Source organism: Thioclava sp. IC9 (assembly GCF_002213225.1).
GTDB lineage: Bacteria > Pseudomonadota > Alphaproteobacteria > Rhodobacterales > Rhodobacteraceae > Thioclava > Thioclava nitratireducens.
In genome coordinates, this window is record NZ_NBNX01000001.1 from 803474 (window position 1) to 819628 (window position 16155).

The 16155-nt window shown below is 58.6% G+C and carries 14 protein-coding genes and 1 pseudogene; 4 read left to right on the forward strand and 11 right to left on the reverse strand.

What is annotated here, in order from left to right; translation table 11 throughout:
• Positions 1-163: 163 nt before the first annotated feature.
• The gene (locus B6V76_RS03685; RefSeq protein WP_088726688.1) at positions 164-688 is read left to right on the forward strand and encodes a GNAT family N-acetyltransferase; all 525 of its coding nucleotides are present in this window, start codon (positions 164-166) and stop codon (positions 686-688) included.
• A 349-nt stretch (positions 689-1037) separates the two neighbouring features.
• On the opposite strand, the gene B6V76_RS03690 is transcribed toward B6V76_RS03685, so the two are convergent.
• The 3 genes from B6V76_RS03690 to B6V76_RS03700 all read right to left on the reverse strand — a co-directional run bounded on the left by B6V76_RS03690 (position 1038) and on the right by B6V76_RS03700 (position 4142).
• Entirely contained in the window at positions 1038-2441 is a 1404-nt protein-coding gene (locus B6V76_RS03690; protein WP_166504534.1) for a histidine kinase dimerization/phosphoacceptor domain -containing protein, read from the reverse strand.
• A gap of 214 nt (positions 2442-2655) precedes the next feature.
• Entirely contained in the window at positions 2656-2931 is a 276-nt protein-coding gene (locus tag B6V76_RS03695; protein WP_088726690.1) for a hypothetical protein, read from the reverse strand.
• A 203-nt stretch (positions 2932-3134) separates the two neighbouring features.
• On the reverse strand, positions 3135-4142 hold the full coding sequence (locus B6V76_RS03700) for a hypothetical protein (protein ID WP_166504535.1): 1008 nt from the start codon (positions 4140-4142) through the stop codon (positions 3135-3137).
• Between the two features lie 470 nt (positions 4143-4612).
• Between B6V76_RS03700 and B6V76_RS19630 the strand changes: the two genes are divergently transcribed.
• The gene (locus B6V76_RS19630; RefSeq protein WP_141104874.1) at positions 4613-5998 is read left to right on the forward strand and encodes a hypothetical protein; all 1386 of its coding nucleotides are present in this window, start codon (positions 4613-4615) and stop codon (positions 5996-5998) included.
• Positions 5999-6381: 383 nt separating this feature from the next.
• Here B6V76_RS19630 and B6V76_RS03705 read toward each other — a convergent pair whose 3' ends face one another.
• The 8 genes and pseudogenes from B6V76_RS03705 to B6V76_RS03740 form a co-directional block, all read right to left on the reverse strand.
• On the reverse strand, positions 6382-7680 hold the full coding sequence (locus tag B6V76_RS03705) for a hypothetical protein (RefSeq protein ID WP_141104875.1): 1299 nt from the start codon (positions 7678-7680) through the stop codon (positions 6382-6384).
• A gap of 480 nt (positions 7681-8160) precedes the next feature.
• Positions 8161-8444: pseudogene (locus tag B6V76_RS03710) on the reverse strand (transposase); the annotation flags it as partial.
• Between the two features lie 87 nt (positions 8445-8531).
• Complete coding sequence (locus B6V76_RS03715) at positions 8532-9662, reverse strand: ATP-binding protein (RefSeq protein ID WP_088726693.1); 1131 nt, start codon at positions 9660-9662, stop codon at positions 8532-8534.
• A 2-nt stretch (positions 9663-9664) separates the two neighbouring features.
• The gene (locus B6V76_RS03720) at positions 9665-10675 is read right to left on the reverse strand and encodes an ATP-binding SpoIIE family protein phosphatase (RefSeq protein WP_088726694.1); all 1011 of its coding nucleotides are present in this window, start codon (positions 10673-10675) and stop codon (positions 9665-9667) included.
• Entirely contained in the window at positions 10672-11091 is a 420-nt protein-coding gene (locus B6V76_RS03725; RefSeq protein ID WP_233243229.1) for an ATP-binding protein, read from the reverse strand. Before B6V76_RS03725 ends, B6V76_RS03720 begins: the two co-directional genes overlap by 4 nt.
• Positions 11084-11428: an STAS domain-containing protein gene (locus tag B6V76_RS03730; protein WP_232621759.1), complete on the reverse strand. Its 345-nt coding sequence runs from the start codon at positions 11426-11428 to the stop codon at positions 11084-11086. The genes B6V76_RS03725 and B6V76_RS03730 overlap by 8 nt, the downstream gene beginning before the upstream one ends.
• A 10-nt stretch (positions 11429-11438) precedes the next feature.
• Positions 11439-12314 (reverse strand): STAS domain-containing protein, encoded by an 876-nt coding sequence (locus tag B6V76_RS03735; RefSeq protein ID WP_075774712.1) that lies wholly within the window; start codon positions 12312-12314, stop codon positions 11439-11441.
• A gap of 216 nt (positions 12315-12530) precedes the next feature.
• Complete coding sequence (locus tag B6V76_RS03740; RefSeq protein WP_088726695.1) at positions 12531-14573, reverse strand: ATP-binding protein; 2043 nt, start codon at positions 14571-14573, stop codon at positions 12531-12533.
• 252 nt (positions 14574-14825) lie between these two features.
• Between B6V76_RS03740 and B6V76_RS20115 the strand changes: the two genes are divergently transcribed.
• Both B6V76_RS20115 and B6V76_RS03750 read left to right on the forward strand, forming a co-directional pair.
• Positions 14826-15113: a hypothetical protein gene (locus tag B6V76_RS20115; RefSeq protein ID WP_240497796.1), complete on the forward strand. Its 288-nt coding sequence runs from the start codon at positions 14826-14828 to the stop codon at positions 15111-15113.
• Between the two features lie 115 nt (positions 15114-15228).
• Entirely contained in the window at positions 15229-16149 is a 921-nt protein-coding gene (locus tag B6V76_RS03750) for an endonuclease/exonuclease/phosphatase family protein (RefSeq protein WP_088726696.1), read from the forward strand.
• Positions 16150-16155: the final 6 nt, after the last annotated feature.

The following is a 16155-nucleotide window of genomic DNA, read 5'->3' on the forward strand; positions in this document are numbered from 1 at the left end:
TGATGCTCGCTACGTGCGCATTTCCGCGTTTGGGCGCGTTCGCGAACAATTCCGTCACACCATCCGACGTCGTGGAACTCCGCTGCACGACTGCCTCAAAGTTGACATCGTGCAACAAGAACTGCACCCTCGAAAGTTGAAATGGGCCGACGAGGAGCCATGCATGTCGGATGTTTCAGTTCGGATGGCAGAAGATCCTGGTGATTTCGAAGTTGCCCAGAGGTTGTGCCGGGAATGGCTGGATTGGCATTGGCGCCACTACCCGAGCGATTGGCCGCGCGGGGCCGACAACCCGATGGACCCCATGAAATTCGAGGCGATTGTGCAGAGATTGCCAACGCTCCATGAGCGGCCCGGTGGCGGCCTCATCATCGGGTCGGTGGATGGGCAAGCCGTTGGGTGCGTGATGTATCGTGAAGCGGCAAAGGAAGCAGGCCTCGCAGAGTTCAATCGCATGTTCGTGAGCGAGAGCGGCCGGGGCCACGGACTTGGGCAGAAGATGCTGGAGCACATGTTTGAGCAGCTAATAGCAGACGGCTACCGCAAGGTATTTTTTTCCTCTGCAAATTGGCTGACTCACGCGAGAGCGATGTATGAAGCGGCCGGCTTCTCGGATATTCCGCATCCCACGGGTTTTCCGGACAAATGGCGAAACCATGTCTACTTCATGGAGCGCACCCTCATTTAGCAGCTGCAGACCGGTCCTTCTACGCTGACCAGTCATCTGTGCGTTTCATCCGGATGTCCGCAAGGTTCCAAACCACCTGCTCATACCATCCGCAGCATTTGTCACTCTGGGCTTCTGCCTAGCGCCGCATTTTTTCCGCCGTTGTTCCGGCAGAGAAGGACCAACGGGGCAGAGAAGCCCGCCGCGCGGCGAAGATAGCAGGCGGACCTTTTTCTCCGAAGGTTCAGACCGCTTGAAATCGAGGCTACTGGTCGAACCGGGATGGCCGACGGCAGAGCGCAGGGGCGGGGTTTATCCTTGATGAGCTGGGTAAGCACGACGAAGACGCGTCCTCGGGCGCCGCGCGGGCTCAGTCGATCTGGATCGGCACCCGGAGTGTCACGCGATAGCCCGGGGCCGCATCGCCGGTGCTCATGGAGGCGCCGAGCTGGCCGACGAGGCCGTCGATGATGCGGGTGCCCAAGCCCTGTTCGGTCTCCTCGGTCTTGCCCGTGCCATTGTCGGCGACGTTGAGGATCAGATCGCCGTCTTCCAAGGTCGTCACCACCTCGATCACCCCGTCCGAACGCCCCGCGAGCCCGTGCTTGATCGCGTTAGTTGCCAATTCATTCACGATCAGGGCGAGCGGGATGGCCTTGTCGGCGGGCAGGTCGACCGCGACCAGATTGCTTCGGACTTCCACGCCGGCGCTCGCGGCATCGCCTTCCGCGATGTGGTCGCATAGCTGCTGCAGGTAGTTCCCTAAGGCGACAGTCGATACCGCGTTCGAACGGTAGAGCATCTCATGCACGGAAGTGACCGCATAGACCCTGCGCGCCGCCCCTTCGAGCCGGGCGCGAACCTCGCCTTCTCCGGCCCTGCGGGCGTCCGTATTGAGGATGCTCGCCACCAGCTGGAGGCTATTCTTGATACGGTGGTTCACCTCGCCCAGCAGAGCTTCCATCTGCCCGATCAACCGATCTCGGTGCTCCAGTGTCTCGGTCAGCTTTTCCTCCCGCTCCTTCGAGACGGAGACGTCGAGGCTGACAACCAGGAAGCGTGGCAGCGCGTCGCGATGATCCCGCACGAGTTCGCCATGCGCTGACAGCCAGCGCGTCGTGCCGTCCTCGAGGACCAGGCGGTGCGTGAACGCCACGGAGGTATGGTCGGGGGCGTCGATTTCCCGCTCGAGGGTCGCGCGCACATCGGCGCGGTCATCGGGGTGGACAAGTGCGAAGAATTCGGGCGCTGGTAGGGTGCCTTCGCGTTCCGGAAGCCCGAGCAAGGTTGAGAATGCCCGCGACATGTAGATCGTCTCGGTCTTGGGGTCGTATTCCCAGAACGCGAGATCGTTGACCCGCTGGGCCGACCGAAGTCGGATCGCCTGATCGCGGCGGAGGGTCACCTCTTCGGTGACGTCCCGGACATGATGGATGAGCGCCACGACCTCGCCGTCACGCAGGACAGGCGTGTTCAACGGCTTCCAATAATGCTCCTCGAAGTCGCCCCGGCCATCTCGAAGCTGAATGTCATATTTCTGAACCGCCATCGCGTGCGGGCGGCCGGTCGAGCGCGCGGTTTCCAGCGACGCGCGCAGGTTGCGCACCCCGTCGGCGGTCGGATCCTCGGGATTGTCGGGAAACGCGTCGAACAGGGGGACGCCGACGAGGTCCTCCCGCCGGTTGCGGGTCAGGTTCAGGTATTCCTGATTGACGTCGATGATGTTGAATTGCGGGTCGAGGATCAGATACCCGTGCGGGGCGGCCTCGAACACGGCATCGCGCAGAAACTCGGTTCTCAGCTCTTCCGAAGTCTCAGTCATATCGTCCCCCAATGCATGCCTTGCGAATATTGGACGCTGTTCTCCGGACCTCTTTAGAGGCGCCGCTTTAATAACTTTCAGGCGAGGGGCATGCTTTCGCATGCGCTCCGCCGAAGCTCGCAAATCTGTCCGCCTGCATCTGAAGCAGCCCCTCCCGTTGCGCGAGCTATGATCGCAGCATACAGCCTACCACGTGTGCGGCAACCGCAGAGCGATACTCAGCGACAAGGTCGGGCACCGGCATCTCTCCGGTGAGCGCCTCGCAGGCTTGAACACCTCCAAGCGGCAACTCTGCAAGACTTGCGATCTCTTCCTGGCTTAGGTTGGCTGCGTCGCGCAGAACACCGAGTTCCATCGCGAGATCGATCTTGACCGGAAACTCAGCCTCGCGCTCCGCGATCTCCGGGCGCACCTCTAGCATTTTTTCGCGAAAGTTCTCCATCTATCTCTCAGAGCATGGTTCGGGTATTTGTGGGAGCTTCGAGTTGTCAGGCTTGGGGGCGATCGGCCCTGAGCCGACATTCAAGCCAGAGGTCCCGCGCCGCAGCGCGATTTCACCGAAGCGGTCGTTCGTGCATCGCGCAGCATCTCCGCCGCCCTAATGACCGCTGAGCGGACGAAACGAACGTTCTCGAAATCCCGTGGCTATAGCCAGCTGTAGCGATGTGGATCTCGTGATTTGAGCGCCTCTTTCATACGCTTGCGTTCTCCTCGCGTTGCAGCTGCAAGGACCGACCGGATCTCTCGATCGATCGATTCCTGATCGGCGCCCAAGGCTTCCGCTTTCGCAAACCAGTCGGCGCCGGCTATGAGGTCCCCCATTTTCATGTGGACTGCACCAAGCAGCGTGCAGGGGCGAAAGTCGGTTGGTGCCAGGTCGTGAGCCTCGTCACCGGACAGCTTTGCTTCATTGTAACGCTGGAGGTCACGCTGCGCGCCGCCTCGGGTCGTAAGGGCCGCCGAGCGCATTTTCTTGTCAGTGACCTGACTGAGCGCCTGCTCGGCAATGGCGAGCCCTGTTTCGGCACAACCGGCTTTCCTCCAATGCGCACATGCATTGATGGCCTGCCAAACATCGTTGGTGTGATGCCATGCTTCGGTAAATGCTTCTGCTTTGTTGCAGTGGTGGGCTTTACGCAGTTCTTCGGTCCAGTAGTCTGAGCCCGTAGAACCCAGCCAGAGAAGGTCATCAGTTTCGATCGGATTTCCATCTGCGACCGATCGGAGAATACGCATGACCCTCCCGTAATGCGCGCGGTCAATATAGCCTTGGCCGAACAGGTCAAAAAAACGGCGACGCTCGAGCTGTTTTTCCCTCTTCGCGAATAATACCTTATTCGTTTGCTCGGTCGCTTCATCTCTTCGGCGCCGGTCAGCCGCTTCTTTCTGTTCAGCGGCGATCTTTGCTTTGAGACGCCGTTCCTTTTCCATCCGTGAATTTTCACGAAAAGCGCCCCTGTCCAGTTTGCCGATGGCTAACTGAAGGAGCGCTTCGTATCCGCGCTCTCGCAAGAAATGCTGTTGAATGACCGTCAGCGGAGAGCAAGCATCAACCCGTTGAAGAACGGCGTGAAGGCGACTTCCAGGAATAGCGGCGCCAGGCACGTCATCGAGGAAATACATTGAGGCAAGATCAGTATTAGATGAGTTCAAGGTGCGCTCCCTCCGTGAGCCGTTGCAATCAGACTGCGTCAGGCTGTCTACCGATCGCAAGTCAATACTGCCGCCGTTTCCCGGCGCTAATATTTCCACTATGGACTTGCGGTGTTGAGGCCATCAGGGGCGACGATCTTTGAAAGACGAACCGTCGCTTCGGTCTCCAAGCCGACTTGAGGCAGTGCGACACGACCCCGCACGCCTCACCGCCTCGGACTGGTTATCTCCATGACTGCTGTCAGCCCGGTGCGGACTAATATTTCTGAAGGGAGGTCAGAGAGCCGTCGCTCGCTGCGCGGCAATCGAACGGCAGCAAACTGCAATCAAGCCAGCTGCACGACGGGTTCCACCAGTAAAAAAAGGCGACCGACACCGGTCTTCACCTCATGCAGCATTGAAGCATAAGGTTGCAGCCGAGTGATCTTGCCCTCATAGTCTGAGCAAATAATCTATTAAGGTTTTTCTGGATGGCTGATGATAGCGAATTTTTACCCCGCGTTGTGATCGAAAGCAGGGGGGGCACTGGCAGCTTAAGAGTCAATTTCAAATTGGTAGGGGCAGATCGCGACGATCTGACCAAAGGCGCGAAATCGATTCTCGAGGTATTTGAAGATTGGACAGCTTACTGTATTGCCTCGATTCAACACATGCCGGGCATGTCCTCGGTCGGCTATTATTTTGCGGACCGGAAAATTAAGGATGAAGTTATAGAATTTCTAAAAGAAAGTGCAATTGCGAGGGAAGAAGAGGTTGTCCAAGGCGAAGATGGCGAAGAGGATTTTGAAAGACATAGCTTCGTCATTCATGACGATGACATAACTGCTGTTGCGCAGAAGCTATCAACTACTTCACAGATGTTAAAAGCAGCTCGCTCAATTCAGCGTGCGAACCTCAGCGCATTAATTGCTGAGTTTGACTTCTTAATGTTGAGGCTGCTAACAAGTGTGTGCCAAGATTTTCCAGAATATCTAATTTCAGATGAAGAGACAATTTCAGTAGGACTCTTAAGAAGCGGTAAAAGTTTCGAAGATTGGCAGGCCGAACAAATTGAAAGGAAGATTTCAAGGAAGCTGCGTGAAAGTCACCAAGATTTAATCGACTGGATCCTAACGGATGTCGCAAAACTAAAGGATTCCTCCAAAGTTCATTCCTCCCATTTCTATCGAGATTTTCTTGAGGTTTGCCAGAGGAGGCATCTCTTCATTCACAATGGCGGAATCGTGAACGAAGACTATTTAGAAAAGTGTAAGGGCGCGGGGTTCAAAATTGAACAATTGCCGAAAATTGGCACCGCTCTATCGATTGATCCGGAATATTTGCGATCGTCAGCCGCACGGGTCTACCTTGTTGGTGCATTCATTATACACCTCGTTTTTCAATCCATATATTCAGAAAAACGACAATTCTCCTTTCGAGCACTTCTTTCAGCATCACATGAGTTCCTGTTGTCGGACCTAACGAAAATGGCAGAAAGAATCATCGACTTTGCAGAGTTCAACTCTACAAAATTCGACCACGACTTGCGCCTGAAATTTGGGATCAATCGAGCTCTTGCAAGACTGTATGAACCCAATACTGACAAAGATACTCAGAATAAAAATGCGCGACAGGTCTTGGATAAATATGATTGGAGTGTTGTAGATCCCATATTAAAATTGGCCCTCGCTTGCGTCCGAAGAGATTTCAGTGATCTCACCAAATTGGCTGAAGAGGCCCACAAAGCAGGTCTCGAGTTTCAGGATGCAAATTCCTTTTGCGTATTCAGGGAGGCCCGAGAAATCGAAGGTTTCATGGATTGTTTTCCGAGATCAGCCCTTCTTATTACGAATAAAGGTAGCGCCCCCAACTCTTGAGGCGAACATTTTTTCAGTCTTGGGTCAAATCAGCTTTGAGCCGCTCCTGCCAGTTTGCAAATTTCGCTCCCTGGGCATTAATGACGTTGGTGGCTGGCCCAGGGCGGCGGGGCGTTGAACCTGAGCCCTGAATGACCGCTTTTATGTGTTTGACAGTGTGCCTTCGCAGGCGCAGCGAGCTTCCGCTCTCCGCCCTGACCACCGCGCGGGTAGCGTTCGGCCCTCTCCGGACCTTCGTCTTCCGATCTGGCGCTGTGCCGCAGCGTCTGCGAAGCTGCCTTTCGTTCGCCACGCAGCATGAGAGCCCAGACGAATGACGGCAGTGCGGACAAACTGAGCTTTCGCTGCGGCTGCTCCGAATTTTGCTCTAACTTCACCCCAATCTAATCAATACCATAAATCATTGCCGCATACTCGCGAACTTCATCCGGTGTTTGGCCTTCTATTTCCCGCAAGTATTCGAGGAATTCGTCTGGGTCTCTCATAGAGAAAACACGGGCCTTGTAGTCCAACTCAGCCCGCAAAGGTTCCTCCTTCAATAATGCAGCGCAACGCTTGTCGATGAAGAGCGCATCCACGTATGGCGCGTAAGTCGAGATTGTCCGCACATCGTTTATGAGCCCACGATCAACTATTTTCTTCTCGCCCATGACGACCCGCTTAGCGACAGCAGCAAATAAGTATGATGAAATCTTTTGATGCGGTATTTCCCGCTGCCGCTCCCAATGCCAAAATCTCATAATTTCAATCGCCTGATTATCTTCATCCACCCCCCGATCTTCAAGGAGGTGGCAAAGCTCTCGATACTCACGGTATATCGGCCTGCCAGAACTCTCGAACAGTGCCAGAGGGTCACTCGGATCAGGATTTGAGACTTCCTCAAGCCAATTGGCAAAGGCCTGCCCCTTAGTCGGCCCAATTGCTGCAAACTCACTTTCGAGAACCCCACCGAACGATGCCTTGTTCTTAACCCACGTGTCCGCGAGCTGTTTCAATGCATCATGCACGTCGCTTCTCACGGTTCGAATGTGATCCGCGAATTGACTGTAGTCAGCCCTCACGCCAACGTGCATATCGGGCAGCCACTCATTTCTTCGACTGTCCGCAATCTCGTCTATATCAAGAGAAACCTCAGGCTCATTGCCATCAAAGTATGCCTTTGCAAACTGAATATCTTGCAAAAGCTTCACATCGCGAGAATCCATTACGGAAACGTCGCCACCGAAAAACTCATACAAGCCGCGCAAGTCTATAGGACTGTGGAAAACCGTCGTCTCATCGTGGTGGATGTCGGAGTGAGGCAAGAAGACCTGCTGTAGAAGAACACACCGTCTCAGCAGGGCGTATACTTCTTTTGCAAAAGCTTCATGTCCCTTCGGGAGATTCCCTCCATTCTTGACGTTATAGATCATGCTGAACATGAATTGGTCCAGATAGATCGCCTTTTTGTCTAATTCCGGCAGAGGTATTTGCACCATCCTTCGGCAATTGGTGCAGCGTTTGGTCAACAATTGCCCTCCGGCAGAGAGTATGCCCATTGCCTCGTGACCGCACTTGGCGCATCGTGTGAACGGGCCACGTTCCCATGAAAATTCTTCCAATAAGAAACCTCCGCTTGCAATTGGTGGTGCTTGACCGCGCTCCCGAAAGGGAACCTTTGTGCACTTCGCAGCATCGGTCAATCGGGTCTCCATGCGATGCGGCGTGGCTGCGTCTCGTCGGAGACGACAGTCCTGTGATGTCTTCTCTCGCAGGATTGGCCAAGATTCCCTCGCATTCGCAGCGAAGGTCCGGAATCCGCCCCTAGTGTAACTTCCAACCTCAAGGTGAACTAAGAACACTTGGTGAACTTGGCTAGGCGACCCCTTCTGTCAAGCCGAGCGACTTATCGGCTTGATCACGTGAGCGGACTACCGAAAATGCCTTGCCGCGCCGAATTCGAACACCTATCCTCGGGGACATCCAAATGTGGCAACAACCACGGATCTACGCAGAAAAGTCTTAACGACTTCAACACCTTAAGACTGAAGACAAGATAGCTCCGTTCCCTACCGCCGGAGCCAAATCTCTCGCAAGAGACTGATTTCAAAGAGAAAAGCCCAGAGTTCGCTCTGGGTTTTCTTTTTTCCGGCGTCCCAAAGGCTCAAACGCGGCACGGACCGACGAAGGCCGCGGCACATGGCTCTGACGAAGAACTGCCCGCGATGCTCGGCCGCGAACGCGTATCTCACTTTGCATCCCTGGCGAAATAAGCGGGGACCATTTTTAGGATGTCGCGCTCCTCCGAGACCCGTGCCAGTTCCTTCTTCAGCCGACAGATCTCGGCATCCGTCTCCGCGTCGCTAGCCGACGCCTTCGCGAACTTCTTCATCCAGGAGCAGAGGGAGCATTGGCTCACGCCCAAGCGCTCGGCCACCTCTCTGACCGGGTAGACCCTCTCCGTGATCTGCGCGACGGCATCTTGCTTGAAATCGTCGCACGATCCTGATCATCGGGAAGCAGGCGTATTCCTGAAGACGATCAGAGCCGAAATTTAGCTTTGTGCCGGAAACTTGATACAGACGCGCAGCCCGTCAGAGCCGTCCACGGTCAGCGTCGCATCATGCTGGAACGTCAGGGTCCGGATCAGGCGCCAGCCGAGAGAATTCGACCGTTCCGGACGCTCGGCATCCGACGGCAAGCCGATGCCGTTGTCAGAGACGACCAGGGCGATCCCGCTTTGCAGGTCGCCGGAGACGTCGACGCGAATGGTTCCGCTCTCCCTGCCGGTAAAGGCATATTTGAACGCATTGGTGATGAGCTCTCCGATGATGAGCCCAATGTCGATGGCGAGCTTGCTGTCGAGCATCAGCTCTGCGCAGGTCACCTCGATATTGGCGTCGAGGCTTTCGCCGCTGAACGCACGCTCCGAAGTTCTCGCGACTTCGGCAGCCATCTGCGCGAAATCCACCTTTCCGGTCTCCTTCCCGCGCTGCATCAATTCGTGGGCCTTGGAGAGCGCCCCGACACGGACTTCGAGTTCGGTCAGAACCTGCTGGGTCTCCGGTTGTTGGGCCCGCGACTTGCTCATACGAATGAGCGCGGCGATGAGCGCGAGGTTATTGCCGGTCCGGTGGTGTAACTCCTGCATCAGCAGGTCGCGTTCGGTGATCCCCTCCGAGAGTTCGCGGTTCTGTTCGCTGAGGGCCGCTGTCGGGTCCTTCATGCTGAGATCGTTTAGCGCTTCTGTCGCCTGATCGATGAGCCGGGCATCCGCCGACAGATTTGCCGACGAGCGGAAAACCGCCTCGATCCGAGTTCCTTCGTGACCGGTCTCGACATCGAAACGCGTTGCGATGCGCTGCACACCGCGAAGCCCCAGCCCCATCCCCGTCGAGGAGGAAGGCGCCCCATCCGGCTGAAGTTTCTCCTTCGGGATGCCGCGCCCCTGGTCGGTCACGAGAAGCCCGAGTGCCGGTTTGCCTTCCACCTCGGTGAGCGAGAAGGTCGCGCGTCCCTTCTGCCCATGTTCGATTGCATTGCGACCGAGTTCGACGACGGCGGTGACGGCCCGTGTGCGCTCGAACGCGCCGAATTGCAGGACGTTGGTGAGCGTCATGGCGACATCGCGCAGCCGGGCCACGTCGGCGCTCTTCTCAAGGGTCACGGTGGTGAGCTTTGCCATGGTCACTGGGCGCCTCCCCGGTTTATGCGCATGACGACGATGCTCGCATCATCGCGCCCGCGGAACGCGCGATCCAGAAGAAATCCGGCGATCAACAGCGGGCTTTTCTTCAGCAATCCGGGCGGAAAATGCGCCTCCCGCAAGGTTTTCAAACCGTCGCTATGCAGGATCACCATGTCCCCCGCCTCCAGTTGCACGGCTTCCTCGTAGCCATGAGTCGCCGCGCCACCGATGCGACCGTCGCGCACCGCCAGCCGCCTGATACCCTTCGCGCCGATCAGCAAGGTCGAGATATTGCCAAGCGCCGCGTAACGTAGCTCCATCTGCGGCTGTGCGACATGCATCAGAGCTACCACCGCCCCGCGTCGACCGACCAGCCGCTCGGTAATCTGGCGCATCAGCTTACCTGGCTCCGACGAAAGCCCGCCTGCGGCGCCTGCAGCTGCGATCACCTCGCTGGCGGCTTCGGCGGCGGCGGGGCCATGCCCAAGGCCGTCGCAGAGCAACACATCGGTCGCCCGCGGGGTCTGCCGGATCTGAAAGTCGTCGCCGCAGGTGTCTTCGTTCGGGTGGCAAACACGCAGCCCCACCGCTTCGACGCCGCAATCAGCACCGCTGCTTTTCCCGCCGAAGGTGCATACGATCGTCGTTCCGGTGTCCGGCGAACTGAAAATGTCGAACGTATCCGAGAGGCGCACGATCGCCCCGAGCCCGAGACCGGCGGAGTCAGTCGAGCTTTCGCCATCTTGGAACATCCGGTCGATATCCGAGATCCCCGGCCCTCGATCCGTGAAGATCATGTTGATGACGTCGGCACCGGGCTGGCGCACAAGTTCGATCAGGGCTCGCCCGCGCTCTGCGTAGCGCAGCATGTTGGTCGCGGCCTCCGTAGCCACGATCGCGAGTTCGCCGACGCGTGTCTCGGGAAGACCGATCGCGACCCCATGGCGCCGCGCGAGCCGCCGAACGACTGCCACGGCACTGCGATCATCAATTTCCACCCACTGGTTCATAGCTTCACGCTCATGGAAACGGTTGTGCCCTTGCCGGGGGCAGAGCGGACCTCGAACCCGTGTGAAAGGCGCTTGGCGCCGCCGAGCCCTCTGCCGAGGCCTCCCGCGGTCGTGTAACCGTCGGACATGGCCAGCGATACGTTTTCGATTCCCGGCCCCTCGTCGCGGCATTCGACGCGCAGATACTCGGAACGGTCGTCGAGATAAATTGAAATCTTGCCGCCGCCTCCGTGCACGATTGCGTTGCGAGTGATTTCGCTCACAGCCGTCGCAAAACGGGTGATCCGCACCGCCGACAGCCCGCGCTCCTTGAGAATTCGAGCGACGGCCTGACGCGCAGCGACCACATCGCGGCTGGTCGCAAGCGTTATCTCCGCGACGGCTGGTCTGCTGGATGTTTCGTTTGGATCAGGCACGCCGCAACTGAGTGAGTGCATGGGTCAGGCTGAGCGCCGTGCGGGTCTCGGGCAGATACATCCCCAGTTCGACCAAGGTCACCGCAACCGCTGGACGCATCCCGACAACGTAGGTTTCCGCGGCCAGCAGCTTGGAAATGCCAGCGAGCTGAGCAATGACGCGCCCGACGAAGGTATCGACGATCTCCAGCGAACTGATGTCGAGGATCACGCCCTTGACGTTCTCCTTGGCGATCCGGTTGGAGAGCGTGTCCTGCAGTTCCACGATTTCCGTATCGGTGACGTCGTCCTGAATGGAGACCAGAAGCGCGTTCTCGACCAGGTTTATGGACGTCACACCCGACACGTCAGGAGACCTCGCTGGTTTTGATGACGTAGCCGACCTTCTGCAATGCATCGGCCAGGGCCGTGCGGATGCTGGACCGGGTGGACACGGTGCCCACGTCGATGCCGAGCTGCACCATGGTCTGCGCGATCATCGGGCTGATGCCGCTGATGATGCATTCCGCGCCCATCAGGCGCACGGCGGCCGCGGCCCGCAAAAGGTGCTGCGCCACCTGCGTGTCGACCGTGCCGACACCGGTAATGTCCATGATCACCACCTCGGCCTGCCGCTCGAGAATGGTCTGCAACAGGTTCTCCATGACCTCCTGCGCCCGGGCGGAATCCAGAGTGCCGATCAGCGGCAGCGTGAGAACGCGATCCCAGAGTTCGACCACCGGGGTCGACAGCTCGAGCATTTCCTGACGCTGACGCTCTATGATCTGGTCGCGCTCGCCGATGAAGATCTCGTTGGTATAGATCGCGAAAGCATCCACGAGACGGGTCACCATCAGCACGTCGCTGATAAGCTTCCCGCTTTCGACATCCGTCATCGCCTCGAGCCGCTTGAACAGCGGAGCTTTGAGGGCCAGCACGAATGTCGCCATCTCGGTCGGCGTGACGCCACGGCCGACGCGCTCCTTGCTGACGTCTGCGAGGACGGCACGCAGGTCTTCCCATTCGTCGTCGTCCAGGCTGAACTCTTCGTTTACGACGCCGGCACGGATACCCTTGGTGAAGGCTTTCAGAAGTTCCTGGTTCTGCGCACGACTCTCGGAGTCGGAGAACAGGTCAGAGCGTTTCACGCCCTCTTTCACCTGAGTGCCAAGCCACTCCTCGACGACACCTGAGAAATCAGTTTCGAGTATGGTCAGGATATTTGCCGTCGCTGTCTGCGGCATGTGCAGGAACTCCCGTTCTTATGAATAAAACAGGTAAGCCAATTAGCTGCGGCAAAGTCAACGCATGGTCTTCAATCTTGCTCCGAGGACAAGCCCCTGATCGTCGACGTCCAGGGGCACTGCGATCTTGCAAACCGGTCAATGGAACCGACGTCCCTGTCACTCGAAATCGCAAAAGCGAATGCGCCGAACACCGTTCGTGACGAACCGCATCAATCAGCTGAGCCCTGAGAGCCTCTTCACGCGATGCACCATCTCGTCGAAATCAAACGGTTTCAAAAGGACTTCGGCGTCGACCTGAGCCGGCCCTGTCGCGGCCTCTTCGTCATATCCGGTCATGAATATGATTTTCAGGTCTTCGCGGGACTCTTTCGCCCGGGATGCGAGTTCACGACCCGTCATCCCGCCGGGCAAGCCGATATCCGTCAGCAGAACCGACACCCCCGGCTGTTCGTGCAGCAACGCGAGGCCGTCAGCCGCGTTCCCGGCTTCGTAGACAGTGAACCCTGCCTCTTCCAAGGCCTCCACCACGACGAAGCGCACGATGACTTCGTCATCGACCACGAGGATCGAGTGATCGGCGCTCGCGGCCGGAGCCTCTGCCACCGGACGCTGCGCAGTGGGGAACTCGATCGCCGCCGTAGAGCGCGGCAGAAAGATGTTCACTGTCGTTCCCACACCGCAATCGGCTTCGATCGTAGCGCATCCGCCGCTTTGCCGCGCAAACCCATAGACCATCGAGAGGCCCAAGCCGGTGCCTTTACCGCTGGGCTTGGTGGTAAAATAAGGATCGAATGCTTTCGATATCTCTTCTGCGGACATCCCCGTTCCGGTGTCACGCACGGAAAGGCGCAGATAGTTACCGGGCTGAAGTTCCGAATGTCCATCTTGTATGACTTCGTTGGCCGTGCTGATCGTGATCGTGCCACCGTCGGGCATGGCATCGCGCGAATTGATGCAAAGATTTAGCAGCGCACTCTCGAGCTGGTTCGGATCGACCATCGCGGGCCAAGGCGCTGCGCTGTGCTCCGTTCTGATCAAGATGTGCGGCCCGATCGTGTGCCGCAACAGGTCCTCCATACCGTGCACCAGCTGGGGAACGTCGGTGGGCTTGGGCATGAGCGACTGCTGACGCGAGAAGGAAAGCAAGCGCTGGGTGACGCCTGCGGCACGTTCGGTCGACGATCGCGCGGCTTCCAGATACCGCAGGATTTCCTCGGGACGCCCGTCTTCAAGGCGCTTCGCGACGAATTCGAGGGATCCCGAAATCGCGGTGAGGAGATTGTTGAAGTCGTGAGCGAGACCGCCGGTCAATTGCCCCACGGCCTCCATTTTCTGGGCCTGCCGGAGTTTCTCCTCCTGCTGCATCAGTTTCGCGGTCTGCTCTTCGACCCGCTGCTCCAGAGTCTCATTCAGCTGAGACAGCGCCGCGGCCGCCTTGTCGCGCTCCTCGAGAATGGCGCGCCGATCATCGAGATCCATCAGAACGCCTGCGAAAATGCGCGGTGTTTGCGATTCCATCCGGCCGTTGGCTTCGACCCAGTGATAGCGCCCGTCGGCCCGCCGAACACGGAACTGATGCGCGTAAGGCGTCGTCTGCTGCGTCGCGCGGTCGATCGCCGCCATCAGACCCGGCTTGTCGTCCTCGTGCACGTTTACGACAATCTGCTCGATGGTCAGGCCTTCGACAGCCCGCGCGGGGTCGAGCCCCATGCTGCGGGAAAAGTCGTCATCGAGGTCGAAGGTTTCGCTGTCGAGATACCAGACCCAAGTGCCCAGGATCGCCCCGGCCGAGAGCGCTCGCGCGACGTGACGCGCGTTCTTTTCCGCGCGCCGCTGGCTTTCGCGTAGCTCGCGCTCCTTCTGTTTGCGATCGGTGATATCGCGAAAGAGAACCGCGACCTGAGCTTTGCTTGCGGGCTCCACCCGCCTCGCAGAGACCTCGATGTGCCGCCCGACCTCAACGAATTCGCGCTCGAACCTCAGAGGCTCCCCGGTTCTGAGCACTTCGCCGTAGATTTTCACCCACTCGTCCCCATCTTGCGGAGCGACATCGAAAACGGTCTTGCCGACAATGCCGTCAATCCCGGTATGCCTCTCGTAACCGGAATTGGCTTCGATATGGACGTAGTCGCTGAGTGGACCTCTGGGACCGTCGATGAACTGGATGACGCAGAACCCGTCATCGATCAACTCCATCAAGGCCTTGTAGCCAGCGTCAGGAGCAGTTTGGTCCTCGGCACCGCGTGCTCCCGGCATCAAAGCGTCTTGCGAATTCACTTAATCGGTCCAATGCAGATTGGGTTTTCTGAACGAGCGCAATAGTTAGAGCTTTTTGTGAATCTTACAAACAGCATTTGACCCAAATGGGCCAGAAACAAAAGCACGCAAAAACGCCCCGCCAACACTCATCCAGCAGCTAATCTCGCGCGACAAATGTGGGAAGGGCCATTTGGCACGCGTTAACCGACAACGCCCATGATCCCGAGAAGGTGCGGCGCATCAACGCAAATGACAGGTTGCACCGTGCTGGCCGAGGCTAGGGCAATCATCCCCAAGTCAGGCCGGTTGCCCGGTGTCGACGGCAAGGCCAAAATGTCGAAATCCGGTGATAATGCCATTGCGCTGTGCGCATCGCCGGGGAAGATCCGAAGCGCGGTTCGGGCGATGTTCACCGATCCGAGCGACCTGCGTGTCGAAGATGCGCCCCGCTGCCTCGCGCTCAAGCTCTTGCAAGGCGTTGCCCCCGTGATCACCGCAGCTTCGTGGCAATCTCTTCTGGCTTGTGTCGCTTCGTAGCCATTCTGATCCTCCGTTTTTCTAAACATAACGGCGGACAGCTTCATTGGGGGAGGATCAACGGACGCATTCGCGCTGTTCCAAACCGCCTCGCCCATGCGATGCTGACGCCAAGATGCGGATCGCGAGCCTCAACACCCAAAACATGCGCCTGCTACCGAACCGGGAGCTAGGGCGGCTGCATGGGGCTTGGGACAGCGACGACCCCGAGGACCCTCGCCTCGATCCGATCGACCGGAGGTTGACGGCCGATCTGCTCGCCGGGATCGACGCCGATCTGGTCGCGCTGCAAGAGGTGTTCGACCTCGCGACCCTGGAGCACTTCCACGCGCGCTACCTGCTGCCCGCCGGCACGCGGCCTTACCCCGAGCGGGTCTGCCTGCCGGGCAATGACGGGCGCGGGCTCGATTTGGCGGTGCTGTCGCGCCGCAAGCTTGGAGCGGTGCGCAGTCATGCCGCGCTGACGCCGGGCGATCTGGGGCTGGAGCTGCCCGAGGGCGTCGATCCCGAGATGCCGATCTTCCGGCGCGATTGCCTGATGGTCGAAGTGGGCGCGCTGACGCTGTTCATCACGCATTTCAAATCGCCCTACCCCGACGAGGCGACCGCCTGGCGCACCCGGCACCTCGAGGCGCTGGCGACGCGGGCGCTGATCGAGAAGCACTTCGACGATCCGGCCGAAGCGCTCTGGCTGATCCTTGGCGATCTCAACGAACCCGACGACTCCGAGCTACCTCTGCCCCGCGCGACGGCACCGCTTGAACATGGGTTCAGCGTGGATCTGATGGCGCGGATACCCCGGCCCGAACGCTGGACCTATTACGACCCCCATTCGGCGCGCTACCATTGCCCCGATGTGCTGTTCGCCTCGCCCGCGCTCGCCGCGCGCTACCCCGATGCGGCGCCGCGTATCTTGCGCAAGGGCTTGGGCACCGAGGCCGCCCGCTATCAGGGCTTGCGCCTGCCCGGCATCGGCCGCCACCGCCCCCATGCAAGCGATCACGCGGCCGTCGCGATCGACCTGCCGGGGCTGTGAGCGCGG